This is a genomic window from Brachybacterium sp. SGAir0954 (genome assembly GCF_005490785.1).
Lineage (GTDB): Bacteria > Actinomycetota > Actinomycetes > Actinomycetales > Dermabacteraceae > Brachybacterium > Brachybacterium rhamnosum.
On record NZ_CP027295.1, the window covers coordinates 3164819 to 3182984 of the forward strand.

Annotated in this window: 12 protein-coding genes; 3 read left to right on the forward strand and 9 right to left on the reverse strand. The window is 74.5% G+C overall.

What is annotated here, in order from left to right:
• Positions 1 to 25: 25 nt before the first annotated feature.
• Entirely contained in the window at positions 26 to 1486 is a 1461-nt protein-coding gene (locus C1N80_RS14250) for a GuaB1 family IMP dehydrogenase-related protein (RefSeq protein ID WP_137771381.1), read from the reverse strand.
• A 239-nt stretch (positions 1487 to 1725) separates the two neighbouring features.
• On the opposite strand from C1N80_RS14250, the gene C1N80_RS14255 reads away from it, so the two are divergent.
• Entirely contained in the window at positions 1726 to 3933 is a 2208-nt protein-coding gene (locus C1N80_RS14255; protein WP_240811149.1) for an LCP family protein, read from the forward strand.
• A gap of 42 nt (positions 3934 to 3975) precedes the next feature.
• Here the strand turns inward: C1N80_RS14255 and C1N80_RS14260 are convergent, their stop codons facing one another.
• The gene (locus tag C1N80_RS14260) at positions 3976 to 5418 is read right to left on the reverse strand and encodes a mycothione reductase (RefSeq protein WP_137771383.1); all 1443 of its coding nucleotides are present in this window, start codon (positions 5416 to 5418) and stop codon (positions 3976 to 3978) included.
• Between the two features lie 84 nt (positions 5419 to 5502).
• Here C1N80_RS14260 and C1N80_RS14265 point away from each other — a divergent pair, with 84 nt between their 5' ends.
• Positions 5503 to 7866, forward strand: a complete 2364-nt coding sequence (locus C1N80_RS14265) for an excinuclease ABC subunit UvrA (protein ID WP_137771384.1) — start codon at positions 5503 to 5505, stop codon at positions 7864 to 7866.
• A 57-nt stretch (positions 7867 to 7923) separates the two neighbouring features.
• Here C1N80_RS14265 and C1N80_RS14270 read toward each other — a convergent pair whose 3' ends face one another.
• The gene (locus C1N80_RS14270; protein ID WP_137771385.1) at positions 7924 to 8508 is read right to left on the reverse strand and encodes a GNAT family N-acetyltransferase; all 585 of its coding nucleotides are present in this window, start codon (positions 8506 to 8508) and stop codon (positions 7924 to 7926) included.
• 40 nt (positions 8509 to 8548) lie between these two features.
• Between C1N80_RS14270 and C1N80_RS14275 the strand changes: the two genes are divergently transcribed.
• Complete coding sequence (locus C1N80_RS14275; RefSeq protein ID WP_137771386.1) at positions 8549 to 9418, forward strand: methyltransferase domain-containing protein; 870 nt, start codon at positions 8549 to 8551, stop codon at positions 9416 to 9418.
• A 22-nt stretch (positions 9419 to 9440) separates the two neighbouring features.
• Here C1N80_RS14275 and hutH read toward each other — a convergent pair whose 3' ends face one another.
• The 6 genes from hutH to C1N80_RS14305 form a co-directional block, all read right to left on the reverse strand.
• Positions 9441 to 10982 (reverse strand): histidine ammonia-lyase, encoded by a 1542-nt coding sequence (gene hutH, locus C1N80_RS14280; protein ID WP_137771387.1) that lies wholly within the window; start codon positions 10980 to 10982, stop codon positions 9441 to 9443.
• 85 nt (positions 10983 to 11067) lie between these two features.
• Positions 11068 to 12465, reverse strand: a complete 1398-nt coding sequence (locus C1N80_RS14285; protein WP_137771388.1) for a YjiH family protein — start codon at positions 12463 to 12465, stop codon at positions 11068 to 11070.
• Between the two features lie 44 nt (positions 12466 to 12509).
• Positions 12510 to 13769, reverse strand: coding sequence for an amidohydrolase family protein (locus tag C1N80_RS14290; RefSeq protein WP_137771389.1), 1260 nt, complete (start codon positions 13767 to 13769; stop codon positions 12510 to 12512).
• A complete protein-coding gene (locus C1N80_RS14295) occupies positions 13766 to 15145 on the reverse strand; it encodes a formimidoylglutamate deiminase (RefSeq protein WP_137771390.1) in 1380 nt (459 codons plus the stop codon). Before C1N80_RS14295 ends, C1N80_RS14290 begins: the two co-directional genes overlap by 4 nt.
• Entirely contained in the window at positions 15142 to 16347 is a 1206-nt protein-coding gene (locus tag C1N80_RS14300) for an allantoate amidohydrolase (RefSeq protein WP_137771391.1), read from the reverse strand. Before C1N80_RS14300 ends, C1N80_RS14295 begins: the two co-directional genes overlap by 4 nt.
• A 5-nt stretch (positions 16348 to 16352) precedes the next feature.
• Positions 16353 to 18110, reverse strand: a complete 1758-nt coding sequence (locus tag C1N80_RS14305; protein ID WP_137771392.1) for a urocanate hydratase — start codon at positions 18108 to 18110, stop codon at positions 16353 to 16355.
• Positions 18111 to 18166: the final 56 nt, after the last annotated feature.

Genomic DNA, 18166 nt, shown 5'->3' on the forward strand with positions numbered 1-18166 from the left:
CGTCCCGCCGCTCCCCGGTCGCGCCTCAGGTCCAGGAGCTGGACAGCGGACGGCCCTCGGCGTAGCCGGCCGCGCCCTGCAGGCCGATCACCGCGCGGTCGCGGAACTCGGGCGTGCTGCGCGCGCCGGCGTAGGTGTAGGAGGAGCGCACGCCGGCGGTGATCTCGTCGATGAGCCCCTCGACGCTGCCGGAGCCCTCCGCGAGGTACATGCGCGAGCTCGAGATGCCCTCCTCGAAGAGGCCCTTGCGGGCCCGGGCGAAGGCGTCCTCGTGCGCGGTGCGGTGGGAGACGGCCCGCTTGGAGGCCATTCCGAAGCTCTCCTTGTAGCGGCGGCCGTGCTCGTCGGTGCGCATCTCGCCGGGCGACTCGAAGGTCCCGGCGAACCAGGAGCCGATCATGACGTTGGAGGCGCCCGCGGCGAGCGCGAGGGCCACGTCGCGGGGATGGCGCACGCCGCCGTCCGCCCACACGTGCTTCCCGTGGCGGGCGGCCTCGGCGGCGCACTCGAGCACCGCGGAGAACTGGGGGCGGCCGACGCCCGTCATCATGCGGGTCGTGCACATGGCGCCCGGGCCCACGCCCACCTTGACGATGTCGGCGCCGGCCTCGATGAGCTCGCGCGTCCCCTCGGCGGTGACGATGTTGCCGGCGACGAGCCGGACGGAGGTCCCCTCGCAGGGACCGAGCACGGCGCGCGCGGTGCGGAGCGCCTCGATCATCTTGTCCTGGTGGCCGTGGGCGGTGTCCAGGACGATCACGTCGGTGCCGGCGGCGACGAGGTCCGTGACGCGGGAGGCGACGTCGGCGTTGATGCCGACGGCGACCGCGACGCGGAGGCGGCCCTCGGCGTCGGTCGCCGGGCGGTAGATCGTGGAGCGGAGCACGCCGGTCGCGGTGAGCACGCCCTGGAGCACGCCGTCCTCGGTGACGACGACGGCGGCGTCGTGGTGGGTCGCGGCGATCCGGGCGTGCAGCGCCGCGGGCTCCGCCCCGAGATCCGCGGGACGGAGCACGAGCACGTCCGCGGCGAGCTGGTCGCCGACGGCGGCGAAGGAGTCCCGGCCCGTGATCTCCTCGGGACCGACGACGCCGAGGGGGCGACGCTCCCCGTCCACGACGACGACGACGCCGTGTGGTCGCTTGGGCAGCAGCGACGCGGCCTGGCCGAGGGTGGCGTCCGCGGGGAGGGTGAGCGGGTGGTCGACGAGCAGGTCGCGGGTCTTCAGCGAGCGGACGATCGAGTCGATGCGCTCCGCGGAGAGGTCCTGCGGGAGCACGGCGAGTCCGCCGCGACGCGCCATCGTCTCGGCCATCCGGCGGCCGGAGACAGCGGTCATGTTGGCCGCGACCAGGGGGATCGTGGTGCCGGTGCCGTCGTCGCTCGCGAGGTCGACGTCGAACCGCGAGGTGACGTCGGAGCGCGCGGGGAGGAAGAAGCAGTCGTCGTAGGTGAGGTCCGTCGACGGGGTGTGGATGAGGCGCATCTGCCCAGGATAGGGACCCCGGATCCGCGTGACCTCCACGATCCCCTCACAGGCGCGTCCCGGGTCCCGCCGAGGGAGAACCTAGGATGGCCCGCATGACGGATTCGGCCTCGTGGCGCAGGACTCGTCGTGGAGGCCGGCATCAGCAGCCGGTCCGCCGCGACTCGTCCCGCCCTCTCCCTCCCGACGTCGCCCGCCAGAATCGGGAGCAGGCGTTCGGCACGTCCCCCCGCACCTGGGTGGACGCCCCTACCGGTCACGGCGCGGATCCCGTCGACCCTTCCCGGCCCGACACGGCCGACGAGCAGAGCGCTCCCGCCGCTCGGGCCGGCGACGCCTCCCGTCCCCTGACGCCCCCGGCGGGGACCGTCGAGCCGGCCACCGAGCCGCTCCGGCCCGCCGCGGCCGCGGAGCCCGCCGCAGCCCCCGCGCCGACGCCGAGCGTCCGGTCCGCAGCATCGGCAGAGTCCGGCACAGGCGCGACGTCGGCCGCGCCGGAGGGGAACGCCGGATCCGGTGAGGACCCCCGCGGGACGGTCGTCCCCCCGGCGCGACGCACCGGCCACGGTCGGCGCGCGGCGCGCCCGATCGCCGCCGAGCACGATCTGGCGGCGGCGGCCTCCTCCCCCGAGCCCGCCGAGGAGCGTGACGCCTGGTCCACCGCCGGCCGTCCCGCCGCGGCCGCCGAGCGCGGCGCCGTCCCCCCGCGCGAGCCCTCGCGCCCCGCCGACGTCACCGCCGCCGCTCCCGCAGCCGCCGCTCCCGCAGCCGCGAGCTCCGAAGCGGGGTCGGGATCCGGCTCCGGCTCCGGCTCCGGCTCCGGGGACGAACCTCCCTCGGATCGGGGCGCGCGCGACGAGCGCCCCGAGCCCTCCCGCCGCGGCGGGAGCCTGGGACGCGTGGCCGCCTGGACCGTCGGCACCACGGTGCTGCCGGGCCTGGGCCTGGTCACGACCCGGATGCGGAAGCTCGGCTGGGTGCTGCTCGGCGTGCTCACCGCCGTCGTCCTCGGCGTCGCGGCCTTCCTGCTGCTCGGCGACCCCCTGCGCACGGGAGTCAAGCTGGTCACCCACCGCGGCGTGCTGATCGCCCTGCTCGTCGCCGCCGCGGTCGCGATGATCGTGTGGATGGTGCAGATCGTCCTCGCCGCCCTCGCGCACTCCACGGCGCAGCGGCTCGAGCGCCGGCGCCGGCTGGTCGCGCTCGGCCTCGCCGCCGTCATGGTGATCGCCGTCGGCCTGCCCTTCGGCCGCGGCGTCCAGTCGCTGTGGGCGACCCAGGGACTGCTCGGCTCGGACTCCGTGTTCTCCCGCTCGGGCTCCTCCACCCTCGCGGACGGCGAGGACCCGTGGGCCGGCGTCGGCCGCATCAACATCCTCATGCTCGGCCAGGACGCCGGGCAGGACCGCACGGGCACCCGACCGGACACGATCATGGTCGCCTCCGTGGACACCGCGACCGGCAAGACGGCCCTCTTCTCGATCCCCCGCAACCTCGAGAAGGTGCGCTTCCCGGAGGGCACCGTCGCCGCGGAGAAGTTCCCCGACGGCTTCGACTACTACGGGAAGAACCAGAACCTCATCAACGCCGTGTGGGCGTGGGCGGAGGAGAACAAGGACCTGTTCCCCGGGGACGACAGCCCCGGCCTCACCGCCACCACCTGGGCCGTCGAGGAGACCCTCGGCCTGAAGACCGACTACTACGCGCAGGTGAACCTGCAGGGCTTCGAGGACATGGTCAACGCGATCGGCGGCGTGGACATGGTCGTGGAGCGCCGCATCCCGATCGGCGGCGGCACCAACCAGGCCACGGGCGGCAAGTACCCGATCACCGGGTACATCGAGCCCGGCCAGCAGCACCTCGACGGCTACCACGCCCTCTGGTACGCCCGCTCCCGTGAGGGCTCCGACGACTTCAACCGCATGTGCCGCCAGCAGCGCATGGTGCGCGTGGTCACCGAGGAGTCCAACCCGGCGACGCTCGCCATGTCGATCCCCGGGCTCGTCACCGCGACCGAGAACAACATCGTCACCGACATCCCGACCTCGGACATCGACGCCTTCGCCGAGCTCGCCCTGCGGATCAAGGACTCCGGCTTCAAGTCCTACCCGATCACGCAGGACGTCACGCCGAGCTACGACGCCGACTGGGACTACCTCAAGAAGTGGACCCAGGCCTCGATCGAGGACTCCATGCAGTCCACCGGCGCGCAGTCCGTGACCGGCGAGACGAAGGCCGGCTCCACGGAGCCCGCGGAGACGGGCGCCGCCCCGGACCAGGAGTCCAGCTCCTCCGCCGAGGAGGAGGAGACCACGACCGAGGAGGCGACGCCCACCGAGGAGGAGTCCTCCTCCACGGGGGACGAGACCTCGAGCGAGTCCTCCGCCCCGGTCATCGAGCAGGACCCGCTGAAGTCCTGCCTGCCGGGGGCCGAGGAGGGGAACTGACAGGGGGTCACTCCCCCGGCCCTCCCCGGTGACGGGGACGGGTCAGTCGGCCACCTGCAGCAGGGCGTTCTCCACGAGCTCCGGCATCGCCGGATGGATCCAGTACTGGGTGCGCGCGAGGTCCCGGGCCGTCTGCCCGGTGCTCATCGCCTGCACGAGCAGCTGGATGAGCGAGGTCGCCTCCGGGCCGATGATCTGCGCACCCAGGATCGCCGTGGACTCCGCGTCCACGACGAGCTTGAGGAACCCGGTGGTGTCCTCCATCGCCCAGCCGTAGGCGATCGAGGAGTACTCCTGCACGGCGACGCGGATCTCGCGACCGGAGCGCTCGGCCTCCGCGCGGGCCGTCTCCTCGTCCCTGCCCACCCAGGCCACCTGGGGATGGGTGAAGACGCCGAAGGGCACGGGCATCTCGTCGGAGCGGCGCATCTCCTCGGGGTGGAGCACGTTGTGCCGAACGATCCGCAGCTGATGGTTCGCGACGTGCTTGAGCTGGTCGGGGCTCGAGATGTCCCCGAGCGCCCAGAGCCCGGGGAGGACTTGGCCCTCCGGGTCGAGCACCCGCTGGCAGGCGTCGACGGCGACCCGGCCGCCGTCGGCGAGGCCGATGCCGCCGGCGGCCACGTCGAGCCGGTCGGAGTTGGGGCGCCTGCCGGTCGCGACGAGCACGTCCTCCGCCTGCAGGACGACCTCCTCGCGGCCGCGCGTGCCGCGCAGCTCGACACCGCCCTCGGTGCGGCGCACGGAGGTCGTGTCCAGGCCCGTCTCGAGCCGGATCCGGCCGCCGAGGATCTCGGTGAGCCGGGCGGAGACGTCGGCATCGGCCGCGCGCAGCACCCGCTGCGAGCGGGCGACGAGGGTGACGTCCACACCGAGCGCGTCGAGCACGTGCGCGAACTCGACGGCGATGATCCCCGAGCCGAGGATCAGCATCGACGCGGGCAGCGCGTCCATCCGCATGACCGTGTCGGAGGTCTGCGGGGCGGCGTCGGCGAGCCCGTCGATCGCGGGGATCTCGGGGCGGGAGCCGGCGCCGAGGACGATCGTGTCCGCGGTGATCTCGCGGGTGGTGCCGTCCGCGAGCTCGACCCGCAGCGCCTTCGGGCCCGTGAAGCGGGCCTCGCCGCGCAGCAGGGTGAGGTTCGCATTGTCCTCGTGGGAGGCGCGGTACTCCTCGCCGCCCGCGGAGATCGGGTCGATCCGGCCGAAGATCCGGTCCCGGATCGCGGGCCAGTCCACGCCCTCGAGCCGCTCGCGCACACCGAGCGCGGCGGACTCCGACGGCGCGAGCGCGAGGTCCGCGGTGCGCACGAACATCTTCGTGGGGATGCAGCCGAGGTTCAGGCAGGTGCCGCCGAACACGGCCTGCGGGCCCACCCCGCGGTCGATCTGCACGATGCTGTGGCCCGCGAGGTCCGGTCCCGGGAAGGAGTTCACCGAGCCGGAGCCGATGAGGGCGATGTCGTAATGGGTCTGCGCGTTCACCGGGCCAGGCTAGTCCGCCGCGCGCCGGCGGGGTGATCCTGGTTGAATCGGTCCCGACGTCCCCCACCGCACCCAGGAGCCGCCATGACCGCCGCCGCCCATCCCGCCGACGCCCATGACGTGATCCACGTGGTCGGGGCCCGCGAGAACAACCTCCGCGGGGTCGACGTCGACATCCCCAAGCGCCGCCTCACCGTCTTCACGGGCGTCTCCGGCTCCGGGAAGAGCTCGCTCGTGTTCGGGACGATCGCCGCGGAGTCCCGCCGCCTGCTCAACGAGACCTACAGCGCCTTCGTGCAGGGCTTCATGCCCTCGACCTCGCGCCCCGAGGTCGACGTGCTCTCCGGGGTGACCTCCGCGATCGTCGTGGACCAGGAGCGGCTCGGCGGCGGGCCCCGCTCGACCGTCGGCACCATCACCGATGCGAGCGCCTACCTGCGCACCCTCTTCTCCCGCCGCGCCGAGCCCCACGTGGGCGGCCCCGGCGCGTACTCCTTCAACGTCCCCTCGGTCTCCGCCGCCGGGGCGATCACCGTGAAGAAGGGCGGGAAGACCCTCGCGGAGAAGGCGGACTTCTCCCGCGTGGGCGGCATGTGCCCGCGCTGCGAGGGCATGGGGAACGTGAGCGACCTCGACCTGACGGAGCTGTACGACGCCACGAAGACCCTCTCCGAGGACCCGTTCACGATCCCCGGCTACACGGGCGACGGCTGGAACGTGCGGATCATCCGTGAGTCCGGGTTCATACCGCCGGACGTCCCGATCCAGGACTTCACCGCCCGCCAGCGCGAGGACTTCCTCTACAAGGAGCCCACGAAGGTGAAGATCGGGGACGTGAACCTCACCTACGAGGGGCTCGTCCCGAAGATCCGCAAGTCCATGCTGTCCAAGGACCGCGACCAGATGCAGCCGCACATCCGCGCCTTCGTGGACCGCGCGGTCACCTTCATCACCTGCCCCGACTGCGCGGGCACGCGGCTCGCGGAGCACGCCCGCACCTCCCTCATCGACGGGGTCTCCATCGCCGACGTCTCCGCCCTGCCCGTGACCGACCTGCGCGACTGGGTCGCGGGTCTCGACGACGAAGGCGTGGGCCCGCTGCTGGCGAACCTCCGCGCCCTGCTCGACGCCTTCGTCGGTATCGGCCTCGGCTACCTCTCCCTGGACCGCCCCTCCGGCACGCTCTCCGGCGGCGAGGCGCAGCGCACGAAGCTCGTCCAGCACATCGGCTCCGCCCTCACCGACGTCACCTACGTCTTCGACGAGCCGACGGTGGGCCTGCACCCCCACGACATCTCCCGCATGAACGAGCTGCTGCTCGAGCTGCGTGACAAGGGCAACACGGTGCTCGTCGTCGAGCACAAGCCGGAGACCATCGAGATCGCGGACCACGTCGTCGACCTGGGCCCGCGGGCCGGCCGCGACGGCGGGGAGCTCGTGTTCGAGGGGGACGTCGAGGGGCTGCGCTCCTCCGGCACCCTCACGGGCCGCTTCCTCGCCGCCCGCACCCGGCTCAAGGAGACGGTGCGCGAGCCCAGCGGGGTGCTCGAGATCCGCGGGGCGAGCACCCACAACCTCCGCGACGTCGACGTCGACGTGCCGCTCGGCGTGCTCACGGTCGTCACCGGCGTGGCCGGCTCCGGCAAGAGCTCGCTCATCCACGACTCCCTCCCCCGCGACGCGGACGTCGTCATGGTGGACCAGTCCCCGATCCGCGGCTCTCGCCGCTCGAACCCCGCGACCTACACGGGACTGCTCGAGCCGATCCGGAAGGCCTTCGCGAAGGCGAACGGCGTCAAGCCCGCCCTGTTCTCCGCGAACTCCGAGGGGGCCTGCCCCGTCTGCAACGGCGCCGGCGTCACGTACACCGAGCTGGGCTTCCTCGAGACCGTCGAGTCCGTGTGCGAGGAGTGCGAGGGCCGCCGCTTCCAGGCCTCCGTGCTCGAGCACACCCTCGGCGGGCGCAGCATCGCCGACGTTCTCGAGATGTCGGTCGCGGAGGCGCGCGAGCTGTTCTCCGACGGGGAGGCGAAGGTGCCCGCCGCGGCGCGGATCCTCGGCCACCTGGACCAGGTGGGCCTCGGCTATCTCACGATCGGCCAGCCGCTCACGACCCTCTCCGGCGGCGAGCGGCAGCGCCTCAAGCTCGCCACCCACATGGGCGAGAAGGGCGGGATCTACGTGCTCGACGAGCCCACCTCGGGCCTGCACATGGCGGACGTCGAGCAGCTGCTCGCGCTCCTGGACGCCCTCGTGGACGCCGGGAGGTCCGTGATCGTCATCGAGCACCACCAGGCCGTGATGGCGCATGCGGACCGCATCATCGACATGGGCCCCGGCGCCGGCCAGCACGGCGGCACCGTCGTCTTCGAGGGCACGCCCGCGCAGCTCGTCGCCGAGCGGGCGGGCCTCACCGGGGAGGCGCTCGCGCAGTACGTCGGGGCCTGAGGGGCCGGCCGACGGGGCCGACGCCGGGACGGCCGACGGGGACGTCGGCCCGCCGGCTCAGCTCTTGCCGCGCCAGGCGGGGTTGATCCGCTGGAACAGGCGGCAGTCCGCCCAGCCGCCGCCCGCCGAGCCGAGCCGGAGGTACTGCGGGGCGAGGCCGATCTGCGTGAAGCCGTTGCGCTCGAGGACCCGCGCGGAGGCCTCGTTGCCCACGGCGACGCTCGCCTCGACGCGGTGCAGGTCGAGGGCGCCGAAGGCGAGGTCGACGGCCTCGCGCACCGCACAGGAGGCGACGCCGCGCCCCGTGGCCCCCGCATCGACCCAGTAGCCGAGGCTCGCCCACTGGGCGGGGCCGCGCAGCACCCCGCTGAGGGTCAGCCGGCCCACGACCTCGTCGTCCACGGTGATGACGAGCGGGACCGTGGACCCGGCCTCGAGCTGGGTGCGCAGCGAGCGGATCATGCGCCGCTGGCCCTCCTCCGTCGCCCATCCCTCGGGGCGCACCGGGGCCCCGGTGAGCAGGTGCTCGCGGTTGACAGTCTCGAGGTGGGCGAGGCGCGCGGCGTCCTCCTCGAGCAGGAGCCGCAGCGCGATCCGCTCCGGGGCCACGCGCTCGTGAGGGTCCTGCCGCTGCGCCGTCATGGCGCCAGCGTAGGGCCGGCGCACCCCGTACCGTGTCCCCGTGACCCGCCCGCTCCCCGCCGCCCTGCTCGCCGCGCTGCCGCTGCTGCGCTGTCCCGTGTGCGCCCTGCCGCTCGACGCCCGGGAGCGCACCCTCGGCTGCGCGGGCGGCCACCGCTTCGACGCGGCGCGCGGCGGCTCCGTCTCCCTGCTCTCCGGTCCCGCCCCCGTGAGCGGGGACGACGACGACATGGCCCGGGCCCGGGACCGCTTCCTCGCGACCGGCGCCTACGGCCCGCTGCGGGACGCCGTGCTGGACCTCGCCGCACCGGAGGTCTGCGCCGATCCCGACGGGAGCCCCGTCGGCGCCCGTCGGACGGTCCTGGACGCGGGCTGCGGCTCCGGGTGGTACCTCGCCGCCCTGCTCGCGGAGCAGCCGGGGACCCTCGGCATCGGCCTGGACACCTCGACCCGGTCCCTGCGCTTCGCGGCCCGCGCCCACGAGGACCTCGCCGCGATCGGCGCGGACCTGTTCTCCCGCCTGCCGCTCGCCGACGCCTCCGTGGACGTCGTGCTCGACGTGTTCTCCCCGCGCAATCCGCCCGAGTTCGCGCGTATGCTGCGCCCGGGCGGCCGGCTCGTCGTGGCCCGCCCCGCACCGGACCACCTCGCCGAGCTGCGGGAGACCGTGCCCGCGATGGTCGGCATCGACCCGCGCAAGGAGGAGCGGCTCGCCGCCGCCCTGGACCCGCACTTCACGGCAGGCCCCGAGATCATCGTGCGGGCGCCGCTGCGGCTCGGCGCGGAGGCGGCCGCGGACCTCGTGCTCATGACCCCGAGCGCGCGCCACGTCGACCCCGCCGCGCTCGGCCTGCCGGACGAGCTCGAGGTGACGCTCTCGGTACGGGTGAGCGCGTGGACGGTGCGCTGACCCGCACCGTCCACACGCGGGATCAGGCGAGCGGCCCCACGACCTCCTCCGCGGCGGCGAGCAGGGAGCCGTCCCTCAGGCCCTCCTCCGCGGCCGCGATGTCCGGGGCGAGGAAGCGGTCCGGGCCCGGCCCCTCGACGTCCTCGCGGAGCACGCCGATCACCGCGGCGCACGCGGCCGAGGGCTGCAGCGGGGCGCGCAGGTCCACGGCCCGCGCGGCGGTGAGCAGCTCGATCGCGAGCACCCGGCGCAGGTTCTCCACGGAGGTGCGGAGCTTGCGAGCCGCGTGCCATCCCATGGAGACGTGGTCCTCCTGCATCGCCGAGGAGGGGATCGAGTCGACGCTCGCGGGCACCGCGAGCCGCTTCATCTCGGAGACCAGGGCCGCCTGCGTGTACTGGGCGATCATGAAGCCCGAGTCGACGCCGGGATCGTCGGCGAGGAAGGGCGGCAGCCCGTGGGAGCGGGACTTGTCGAGCATGCGGTCGGTGCGGCGCTCGGCGATCGAGGCGAGGTCCGCGCTCGCGATCGCGAGGAAGTCGAGCACGTAGGCCACGGGGGCGCCGTGGAAGTTGCCGTTCGAGGTGACGGTGCCGTCCTCGAGCACGACGGGGTTGTCGATCGCGCTCGCGAGCTCCCGCTCGGCGACCGTGCGGGCATGCGTGATCGTGTCCCGGACGGCTCCCGCGACCTGCGGGGCGCAGCGCAGCGAGTAGGCGTCCTGGACGCGCGAGCCCTCGGCGGCGACGTCGGCGATGATCGGCGAGCCCTCGAGCAGAGCCAGCACGTTCGCGGCGGAGGCCGCCTGCCCGGGGTGCGGGCGCAGGGGCGCGTGCAGCTCGGGCCGGAAGACGCCGTCCCGGCCGCGCAGGCCCTGCACGGTCAGGGCGGTGGCGAGATCCGCGGTGCGCACCAGCTCGTCGAGGTCAGCGAGGGCCATGAGGAGCATGCCGAGCATGCCGTCGGTCCCGTTGATGAGGGCGAGGCCCTCCTTCTCCTCGAGCAGCACGGGGACGATCCCGGCCTCCGCGAGCAGCTCCGGGACGGGACGCTCCGCGCCGTCGCGGTCCCGGGCGCGCCCCTCCCCCATGAGCACGATCGCGCAGTGCGACAGCGGGGCGAGGTCCCCCGAGCAGCCCAGCGAGCCGTACTCGTGGACGATCGGGGTGATGCCGGCGTTCAGCAGCGCGAGCATGGTCTCGATGACGACGGGCCGCACGCCGGTCCGGCCGGAGGCGAGGGTGCGGGCGCGCAGCAGCATGAGGGCGCGCACCACCTCCCGCTCCACCTCGGGACCGGCGCCCGCCGCGTGGGAGCGGATGAGGGAGCGCTGCAGGGCGTGCCGCATCGACGGCGGGATGGACGTGTCCGCGAGGGCGCCGAACCCGGTGGAGACGCCGTACACGGGGGTCTCCCCCGCGGCGAGGGCGTCGATGTGGGCGCGGACGGCGGCGACGTGCTCGCGGGCGTCGGGGTCGAGCTCGACGCGGGCGCCGCGGCGGGCGACCGCGAGCACCTCGGCGGCGGTGAGGTCGGAGCGGGAGAGACGGACGGTGTCGGTCATGGGGTTCCTTTCGGACGGCGGTCGCGGGCCGCGCCGACCGCCGCGGACGGTGGCCGTGGTGAGGACGGGGTGAGGACGGGGCCGCTCAGAGCAGGAGGTGGGCGAGCGGTGCGGTGATGAGGATCGTCAGCACGACCCGGACGAACCACAGCACCACCAGCTGGCCCACGTTCACGGGGATCCGCGTGGCGAGGATCGAGGGGACCAGGGCGGAGAAGAACACGATCTGGGAGACGGCGGTGACGCCCACGGTGAAGCGCAGCGCCTCCGACTCGTGGCCGGCGACCACGGTCGCCGGCAGGAACATCTCCGCGATGCCCACGGCGAAGGCCTTCCCCGCGAGCGCCGGCTCGGGGAGCTGGACCAGCCAGGCGAAGGGCACGAACAGCCAGCCGATGAGGTCGAACACCGGGGTGTACGTGGCCAGCAGCAGCCCAGCGAGACCGATCGAGAGGATCGAGGGGACGATCGCGGCGGCCATGAGCACGCCGTCCTTGAAGGTCGCCCAGCTTCCCCGGACCACGCCCGGGGCGATCGCGAGCGCCCGCATCGCCTCGTCCCAGGCCTGCGTGAGGCGGTTGCCCCGCGAGACCGGCTCGGCGAGATGCTCCACCCCCTCGAAGGGCTCGTCGGCCACCCGGCTCAGCGGGGGGATCCGCACCGTGATCGCGGTGACCGCGAAGGTCACCGCGAAGGTGAGGAGGAAGTAGAGCGTCCAGTGCTGCATGAGGTCCAGGGTGCTCGCCACGATGACCATGAAGGTCGCCGAGACGGTCGAGAACCCGGTCGCGATGATCGCGGCCTCCCGGCCCGTGTAGCGCCCCTCGCGATAGACCCGGTCGGTGATGAGCAGGGCGAGGGAGTAGGAGCCGACGAAGGAGGCGACGGCGTCGACCGCGGCGCGGCCGGGGACCTTCCACACCGGACGCATGATCGGCTGGACCAGCACGCCGATGAACTCCATCAGGCCGTAGTTGATCAGCAGAGCGAGGAACACGGCGCCGACGGGCACGATCAGCCCCACCGGGATGCCGAGCTTCTCCCACAGGAACGGGCCGATGTCCGGGTTCGAGAGCGGGCCCGGATAGAAGCCCGCGGCCGCGCAGACCGCGACGACGAGGCCCACGATGTTCGCGAGGGCGAAGACGGTGCGCAGCGCGCCGTCCCTCCAGGTGCCGGTGACGAAGGGGCGGACGGTGCCGACGAGCACGAGCGCCACGACCACCCAGGGCACGGCGGGGCCGAGCACCCACCGCACGAACGTCAGGGCGTGGTCGACGAGGATCGTGGACTTCCCGCCGATCTCGACCGAGACGAAGAACATCGCGATGCCGATCGCGCTGTAGAGGAAGAACCGCCAGCGGTGGGGTGGGACGGGACGCTCGGTGCCGTCGGCGCCGATCACGGAACGGGCGCGATCGGCGGCGGAACCCGCGAAGGGCTCGCGGCGGGGGTCCTGGACTGCGTCGGGCGTCGTCATCATGAAGACCTCTTCGGTGCGGGGGGCGGGGAGCGGGGTGTCCCGGGTCAGGCGAGCCGGCTCCCCGCACGGCGCACCTGATGGGTGAGCGGCATGCCGGGGCGGTAGGCGAGGTGGATCGCGGCGGGGGCGTCGAGCACGTGGAGGTCCGCGCGGGCGCCCACACCGAGGTGGCCGACGTCGTCGCGGCGCAGGGCGAGCGCCCCGCCGCGGGTCGCGGCCCGGATCGCCTCGGCGAGGGTGAGGCGCATCTGCAGCACCGCGGTCGCGACGCAGAAGGCCACGGCGCTCGTGTAGCTCGTGCCGGGGTTGCAGTTCGAGGCGATCGCGAGCTGGGCGCCCGCGTCGAGCAGGGCGCGGGCGGGGGCGAGCGGGGCGCGGGTGGAGAGGTCGCACGCGGGCAGCACCGTCGCGACCGTCGGCCCCGCGTCCACGGCGAGGCGGCCCGGGGCGTCCCCGGGGGCGGTGGGGAGGGAGGCGGTCGCGGCGAGCGCGTCCACGTCCCCCGCGTCGAGGTGGTTGAGGTGGTCGACGCTCGCGGCGCGGTGGCGCACGGCGAGCTCCACGCCGCCGCTGCGGCCCAGCTGATGGCCGTGCACGCGAAGTCCGAGGCCCGCGGCGGCGCCCGCCGCGAGCACGCGCGCGGACTGCTCCGGGTCGAAGGCACCCGCCTCGCAGAACACGTCGATCCAGCGCACGTGCGGGGCGACCGCCTGCAGCATGTCCCCCACCACGAGGTCCACGTACTCCTCCGCGCGGCCCGCGTGCTCCTCGGGCACGAGGTGCGCGCCGAGGAAGGTCACCTCGTCGATCTCCCCGGCCCGGGCGAGGGCGTCGAGCAGGCGCGCGGCGCGGCCCTCCTCGGCGACGGTGAGTCCGTAGCCGGTCTTCGTCTCGAGGGTCGTGGTGCCGCCCGCGGCGGCCTCCGCGAGCCGTGAGCGCACGAGCGCGAGGAGCCGCTCGTCGCTCGCGGCGCGCGTCGCGGCGGTCGTGACGGCGATGCCGCCCGCGGCGTAGGACTCCCCGGCCATGCGGGCCTCGAACTCGGCGGCGCGGTCGCCGTCGAAGGCGAGGTGGGTGTGGGAGTCGACCCAGCCGGGGAGCACGGCGCGGCCGCCGAGGTCCTCGCGCCGGTCTGCGGCAGGAACCGTCGCGGCCGGGCCGGTCCAGGCGACGCGGCCCTCCTCGACCACGAGCGCGGCGTCGTGGAGCACCTGGCCGGGGGCCGCGCCCCGCTCCCCCGGCTCCTCGAGGGCCGGGTCGAGGGTCCAGAGCTCGCTGATGCCGGTGAGCAGGGTGCTGGTCATGCGTCCTCCCAGAGGGGGCTGATGGCGTCCTGGAGCAGGCGGGCCACGTCACCCAGGCGGTGACGGCCCGCGGCGACGATGGTCTCCCCGCCGCGGATCACGGTCGTGACGTCGGCCGCGGTGGCGGTGAGCAGGATCTGCGCGGGGTCGGAGCCGGCGGTGCGCACCGTGTCCAGGGAGAGCACCGCGAGATCCGCGGGGGCGCCGACGGCGAGGCGTCCGGCGTCGGGCCGCCCGATGCTGCCGTGGCCCGTCGCGGCCTCGAGCAGCTGTGCGGGCGTGAACCGACCGCGCTCTCCGCTCGCCAGCCGCTCGTGCATCTCGAGGGCGCGGGCCTCCTCGACGAGGTCGATCACGGCGTGCTGATCGCTGCCCAGGCACATCCGCGCCCCGGCCTCGCGCAGGGCCCGCGCGGGTCCGATGCCGTCGGCGAGGTCCCGCTCGGTGGTGGGGCAGAAGCTCGCCCAGGCCCGGGCCTCCCCCAGCAGGTGCAGGTCCTGCGTGGTGAGGTGGGTGGCGTGGACGGCGGTGAGGTGCTCGTCCAGCAGGCCCGCATCGGCGAGCAGGCGCACGGGGGTGCGTCCGTGGTGGGCGAGGCAGGCCGCGTTCTCCGCGGGCTGCTCGCTCACGTGCACGTGCAGCGGCAGGCGGGGCCCGTCCCCGCCGAGCTCGGGGAGCAGGGTCGTGAGCCGCCCGAGCTGGTCGAGCGGCACGGCGCGCACGGAATGCGCGGCGGCGCCCACGAGCATGTCGCCCTGCGGGTCCTCGCGCTCCTGCAGGGCCCGGACCCGCTGCGCCCAGGCGTCCGCGTCGCGATCGGTGAAGCGGCGCTGCTCGGGGGCCGGGGGCAGGTGCCCGCCCGCGTCGAGGCCGCCCGCGAGGTAGAGCGTGTCCAGCAGGGTGAGCCGCACCCCGGCCTCCGCGGCGGCCTGCTCGAGCGCGCGGCCCATGGCGTTCGGATCCGCATAGGGCGTGCCGCCAGGGGCGTGGTGGACGTAGTGGAACTCGCCGACGGCGGTGACGCCGGCGAGCGCCATCTCGGCGTAGGCGGCCCGGGCCAGCGCGAGGTACGCATCCGGGTCCAGGCGCGCGGCCACGTGGTACATCCGCTCGCGCCAGGTCCAGAAGGTGCCGCCCGCATCATGGGTGCGACCGCGCAGCGCCCGGTGGAAGGCATGGCTGTGGGTGTTCGCGAGGCCCGGCAGGGTCACGCCGGGCAGGATCTCGTCGCCGTCCTGTCGCCGGGCGACCTCGACCCGGTCCAGCCGGCCGGCGGCGTCGATGCCGAGGCGCACCCCGCGGCGGTGCCCCTCGGGCAGCAGCGCGTGCTCGCACCAGAGGGTGCGCCGCACGCCCCTGGCGGCCGTCCCGCTCATGCCGCGAGCTCCTTCACGACGGTGACCAGGGCGTCCACGCCCGCGTGGCAGTCCGCGGCGTCCGCATGCTCCTCGGGGGTGTGGGAGGAGCCCGTGGGGTTGCGGACGAACAGCATGGTGGTGGGCACGCCGGCGTTCGCAAGGATCCCGGCGTCGTGTCCGGCGCCCGTGCCCAGGAGAGGCGTGGTCTCCCCGAGCGCGTCCCTCACCCGCAGCGTGAGCGTCTCGTCGAAGCGGGTCGCGGGGGTCCAGGACTCCTCGCGCAGCGCCTCGGGGAACAGTCCGTGGAGGTCGGCGATCACCCCCTGCACGAGGTCCTCGCGCGGGGAGCGGGCGTCGAGCCAGGCGGTGACGTGGGAGGGGATCGCGTTGATCCCGCCCGGGGTCACCTCGAGCTTGCCGACGGTCGCCACGCAGCGGTGCTCGTGGTCGTCGCGGCGGGCGGCGGCCTCCCGCGCGGCGAGGGCGAAGGCCGCGGCCTCGAGCATCGCGTCCGTCCGGTCGGCGAGGGCCGTGGTGCCGGCGTGATCGGCGCGGCCGGCGAAGTCCGCGCGCCAGCGGCCGTGCGGCCAGATGTCGGTGCCGACGGCGACCGCTGAGGTCGCCGGGTCCATGAGCGCGAGCGCCTTCCCCTGCTCGACGTGCAGCTCGACGAAGGAGCCGACGCGGGCGAGGGTCGCCGGGTCCGGGCCGAGGTCGAGTCCGCGCCCGGTGGCGCGCAGGGCCTCGGCCATGCTCACGCCGTCCGCGTCGCGCAGGCCCAGGGCCCGCTCCGCGGTCATGGCTCCCGTGATGACGCGGGACCCCGCGCAGGCGACGCCGAAGCGCGCGCCCTCCTCGTCGCCGAAGTTCACGACGCCGATCGGGACGGAGGGGCGGAAGCCCTCTTCCTGGAGGGCCTGCACGGCGGCGAGCGCGGAGACCACGCCGAGCGGGCCGTCGTACGCGCCGCCGTCGGGCACGGAGTCGAGGTGGGAGCCGATGACGACGCCGGGCGCGGCGTCGGGGTCGCCCCACCAGGCCCACTGGTTGCCCATGCGGTCCTCGGTGAGGTCGAGGCCCAGAGCACCGCACTCCCCCGCGAACCACTCGCGCAGGGTGTGGTCCTCGCGGGTCCAGGCGAAGCGCCGGTAGCCGCCCGTGGTGCCGTCGCGGCCCACGGGCAGCAGCTCCGCCCAGCGGCGGTCGAACCCTCCGGCCACGGCGCTCAGGCCCCGGCCTTCGGGGCCTGTCGGGAGGCGGCGCGGGCGGTCGCCTCGCGCTGCGCGGCGGCGGGGTCCCCCGCGTCGCGCACGTGCGGGGGCAGGGGGACGCGCACGCCCCGCTCGTCCGCGACCTCGGCAGCGCGGGAGTAGCCGGCGTCGACGTGGCGGATCACGCCCATGGCGGGGTCGTTGGTGAGCAGCGCGGTGAGCTTCGCGGCGGCGAGGTCGGTGCCGTCGGCGACGCCCACCTGGCCGGCGTGGATCGAGCGACCGATGCCGACGCCGCCGCCGTGGTGGAGGGACACCCAGGTCGCGCCCGAGCTCGCGGCGGTGAGGGCGTTCAGCAGCGGCCAGTCGGCGATCGCGTCGGAGCCGTCGAGCATGCCCTCGGTCTCCCGGTACGGGGAGGCGACGGAGCCGGAGTCGAGGTGGTCGCGGCCGATGACGATCGGCGCGGAGACCTTGCCCTCCTTCACGAGGCGGTTGAAGAGCTGCCCGGCGAGGTGGCGCTCGCCGTAGCCGAGCCAGCAGATGCGGGCGGGGAGCCCCTCGAACTCGACGTACTCGCCGGCCGCGTCGAGCCAGCGGTGCAGGTGCTCGTTCTGGGGGAAGAGCTCCTTGAGCGCGGCATCGGTGACGGCGATGTCCTGCGGGTCGCCGGAGAGGGCGACCCAGCGGAACGGGCCGAGGCCCTCGCAGAACAGCGGGCGGATGTAGGCGGGGACGAAGCCGGGGAAGGCGAAGGCGCGCTCGCAGCCGGCGGTGCGGGCCTCGTCGCGGATCGAGTTGCCGTAGTCGAAGACCTCGGCGCCCTCGTCCTGGAAGTCGACCATGGCCTGGACCTGGCGGGCCATCGACTCGCGGGACTTCTTGGTGAAGCCCTCGGGGTCCGCGGCGGCCTCGGCCTGCCAGGTGCCCACCTCGTGCTCGAGCGGGAGGTAGGAGAGCGGGTCGTGCGCGGAGGTCTGGTCGGTGACGACGTCGATCCGCAGGTCCCCCGCGCGGTGGCGCTCGAGCAGCGCGGGGAAGACCTCGGCGGCGTTGCCGACGATGCCGATGGAGACGGCGCGCTCCTCGTCGCGGGCGGCGCGGGCGCGGGCGACGGCGTCGTCGAGGTCCTCCGCGATCTCGGTGAGATAGCGCTTGGCGACGCGGCGCTCGAGGCGCGAGCGGTCGACGTCGGCGATGAGGCACACGCCCCCGTTGAGGGTCACGGCGAGGGGTTGCGCGCCGCCCATGCCGCCGCAGCCGCCGGTGAGGGTGATCGTCCCGGCGAGGGTGCCGCCGAAGCGGGCGCGGGCGACGGCCGCGAAGGTCTCGTAGGTGCCCTGGAGGATGCCCTGGGTCGCGATGTAGATCCAGGAGCCGGCGGTCATCTGCCCGTACATGAGCAGGCCCTCCCCCTCGAGGCGGCGGAACTCGGGCCAGGTCGCCCAGTCCGGGACGAGGTGCGAGTTCGCGAGGAGCACGCGCGGCGCCCAGGGGTTGGTGCGCAGCACGCCCACCGGCTTGCCGGACTGCACGAGCAGGGTCTCGTCCTCCTCGAGGTCCTGCAGGGTCTCGACGATCGCGTCGAAGGCCTCCCAGCTGCGGGCGGCGCGGCCGGTGCCGCCGTAGACGACGAGGTCGTCGGGACGCTCGGCGACCTCGGGGTCGAGGTTGTTCATGAGCATCCGCAGCGGGGCCTCGGTCTGCCAGGACTTCGCGGTGAGGGCGGTGCCGCGCGGTGCGCGGACGGGGCGTGCGCCGGGGAGGGACATCGGGGCTCCTGCTGCGGGGTGGGGATCGGGGTGAGATCCAGGACACCATCCGCACC

Bases quoted from the DNA above. Each gene is read 5' to 3' on its own strand.
- C1N80_RS14270 (WP_137771385.1), bottom strand. From the start codon at position 8,508: ATGACGGCGCAGCGGCAGGACCCTCACGAGCGCGTGGCCCCGGAGCGG.
- C1N80_RS14290 (WP_137771389.1), bottom strand. From the start codon at position 13,769: ATGACCAGCACCCTGCTCACCGGCATCAGCGAGCTCTGGACCCTCGAC.
- C1N80_RS14285 (WP_137771388.1), bottom strand. From the start codon at position 12,465: ATGATGACGACGCCCGACGCAGTCCAGGACCCCCGCCGCGAGCCCTTC.
- C1N80_RS14305 (WP_137771392.1), bottom strand. From the start codon at position 18,110: ATGTCCCTCCCCGGCGCACGCCCCGTCCGCGCACCGCGCGGCACCGCC.
- C1N80_RS14265 (WP_137771384.1), top strand. From the start codon at position 5,503: ATGACCGCCGCCGCCCATCCCGCCGACGCCCATGACGTGATCCACGTG.
- C1N80_RS14295 (WP_137771390.1), bottom strand. From the start codon at position 15,145: ATGAGCGGGACGGCCGCCAGGGGCGTGCGGCGCACCCTCTGGTGCGAG.
- C1N80_RS14250 (WP_137771381.1), bottom strand. From the start codon at position 1,486: ATGCGCCTCATCCACACCCCGTCGACGGACCTCACCTACGACGACTGC.
- hutH (WP_137771387.1), bottom strand. From the start codon at position 10,982: ATGACCGACACCGTCCGTCTCTCCCGCTCCGACCTCACCGCCGCCGAG.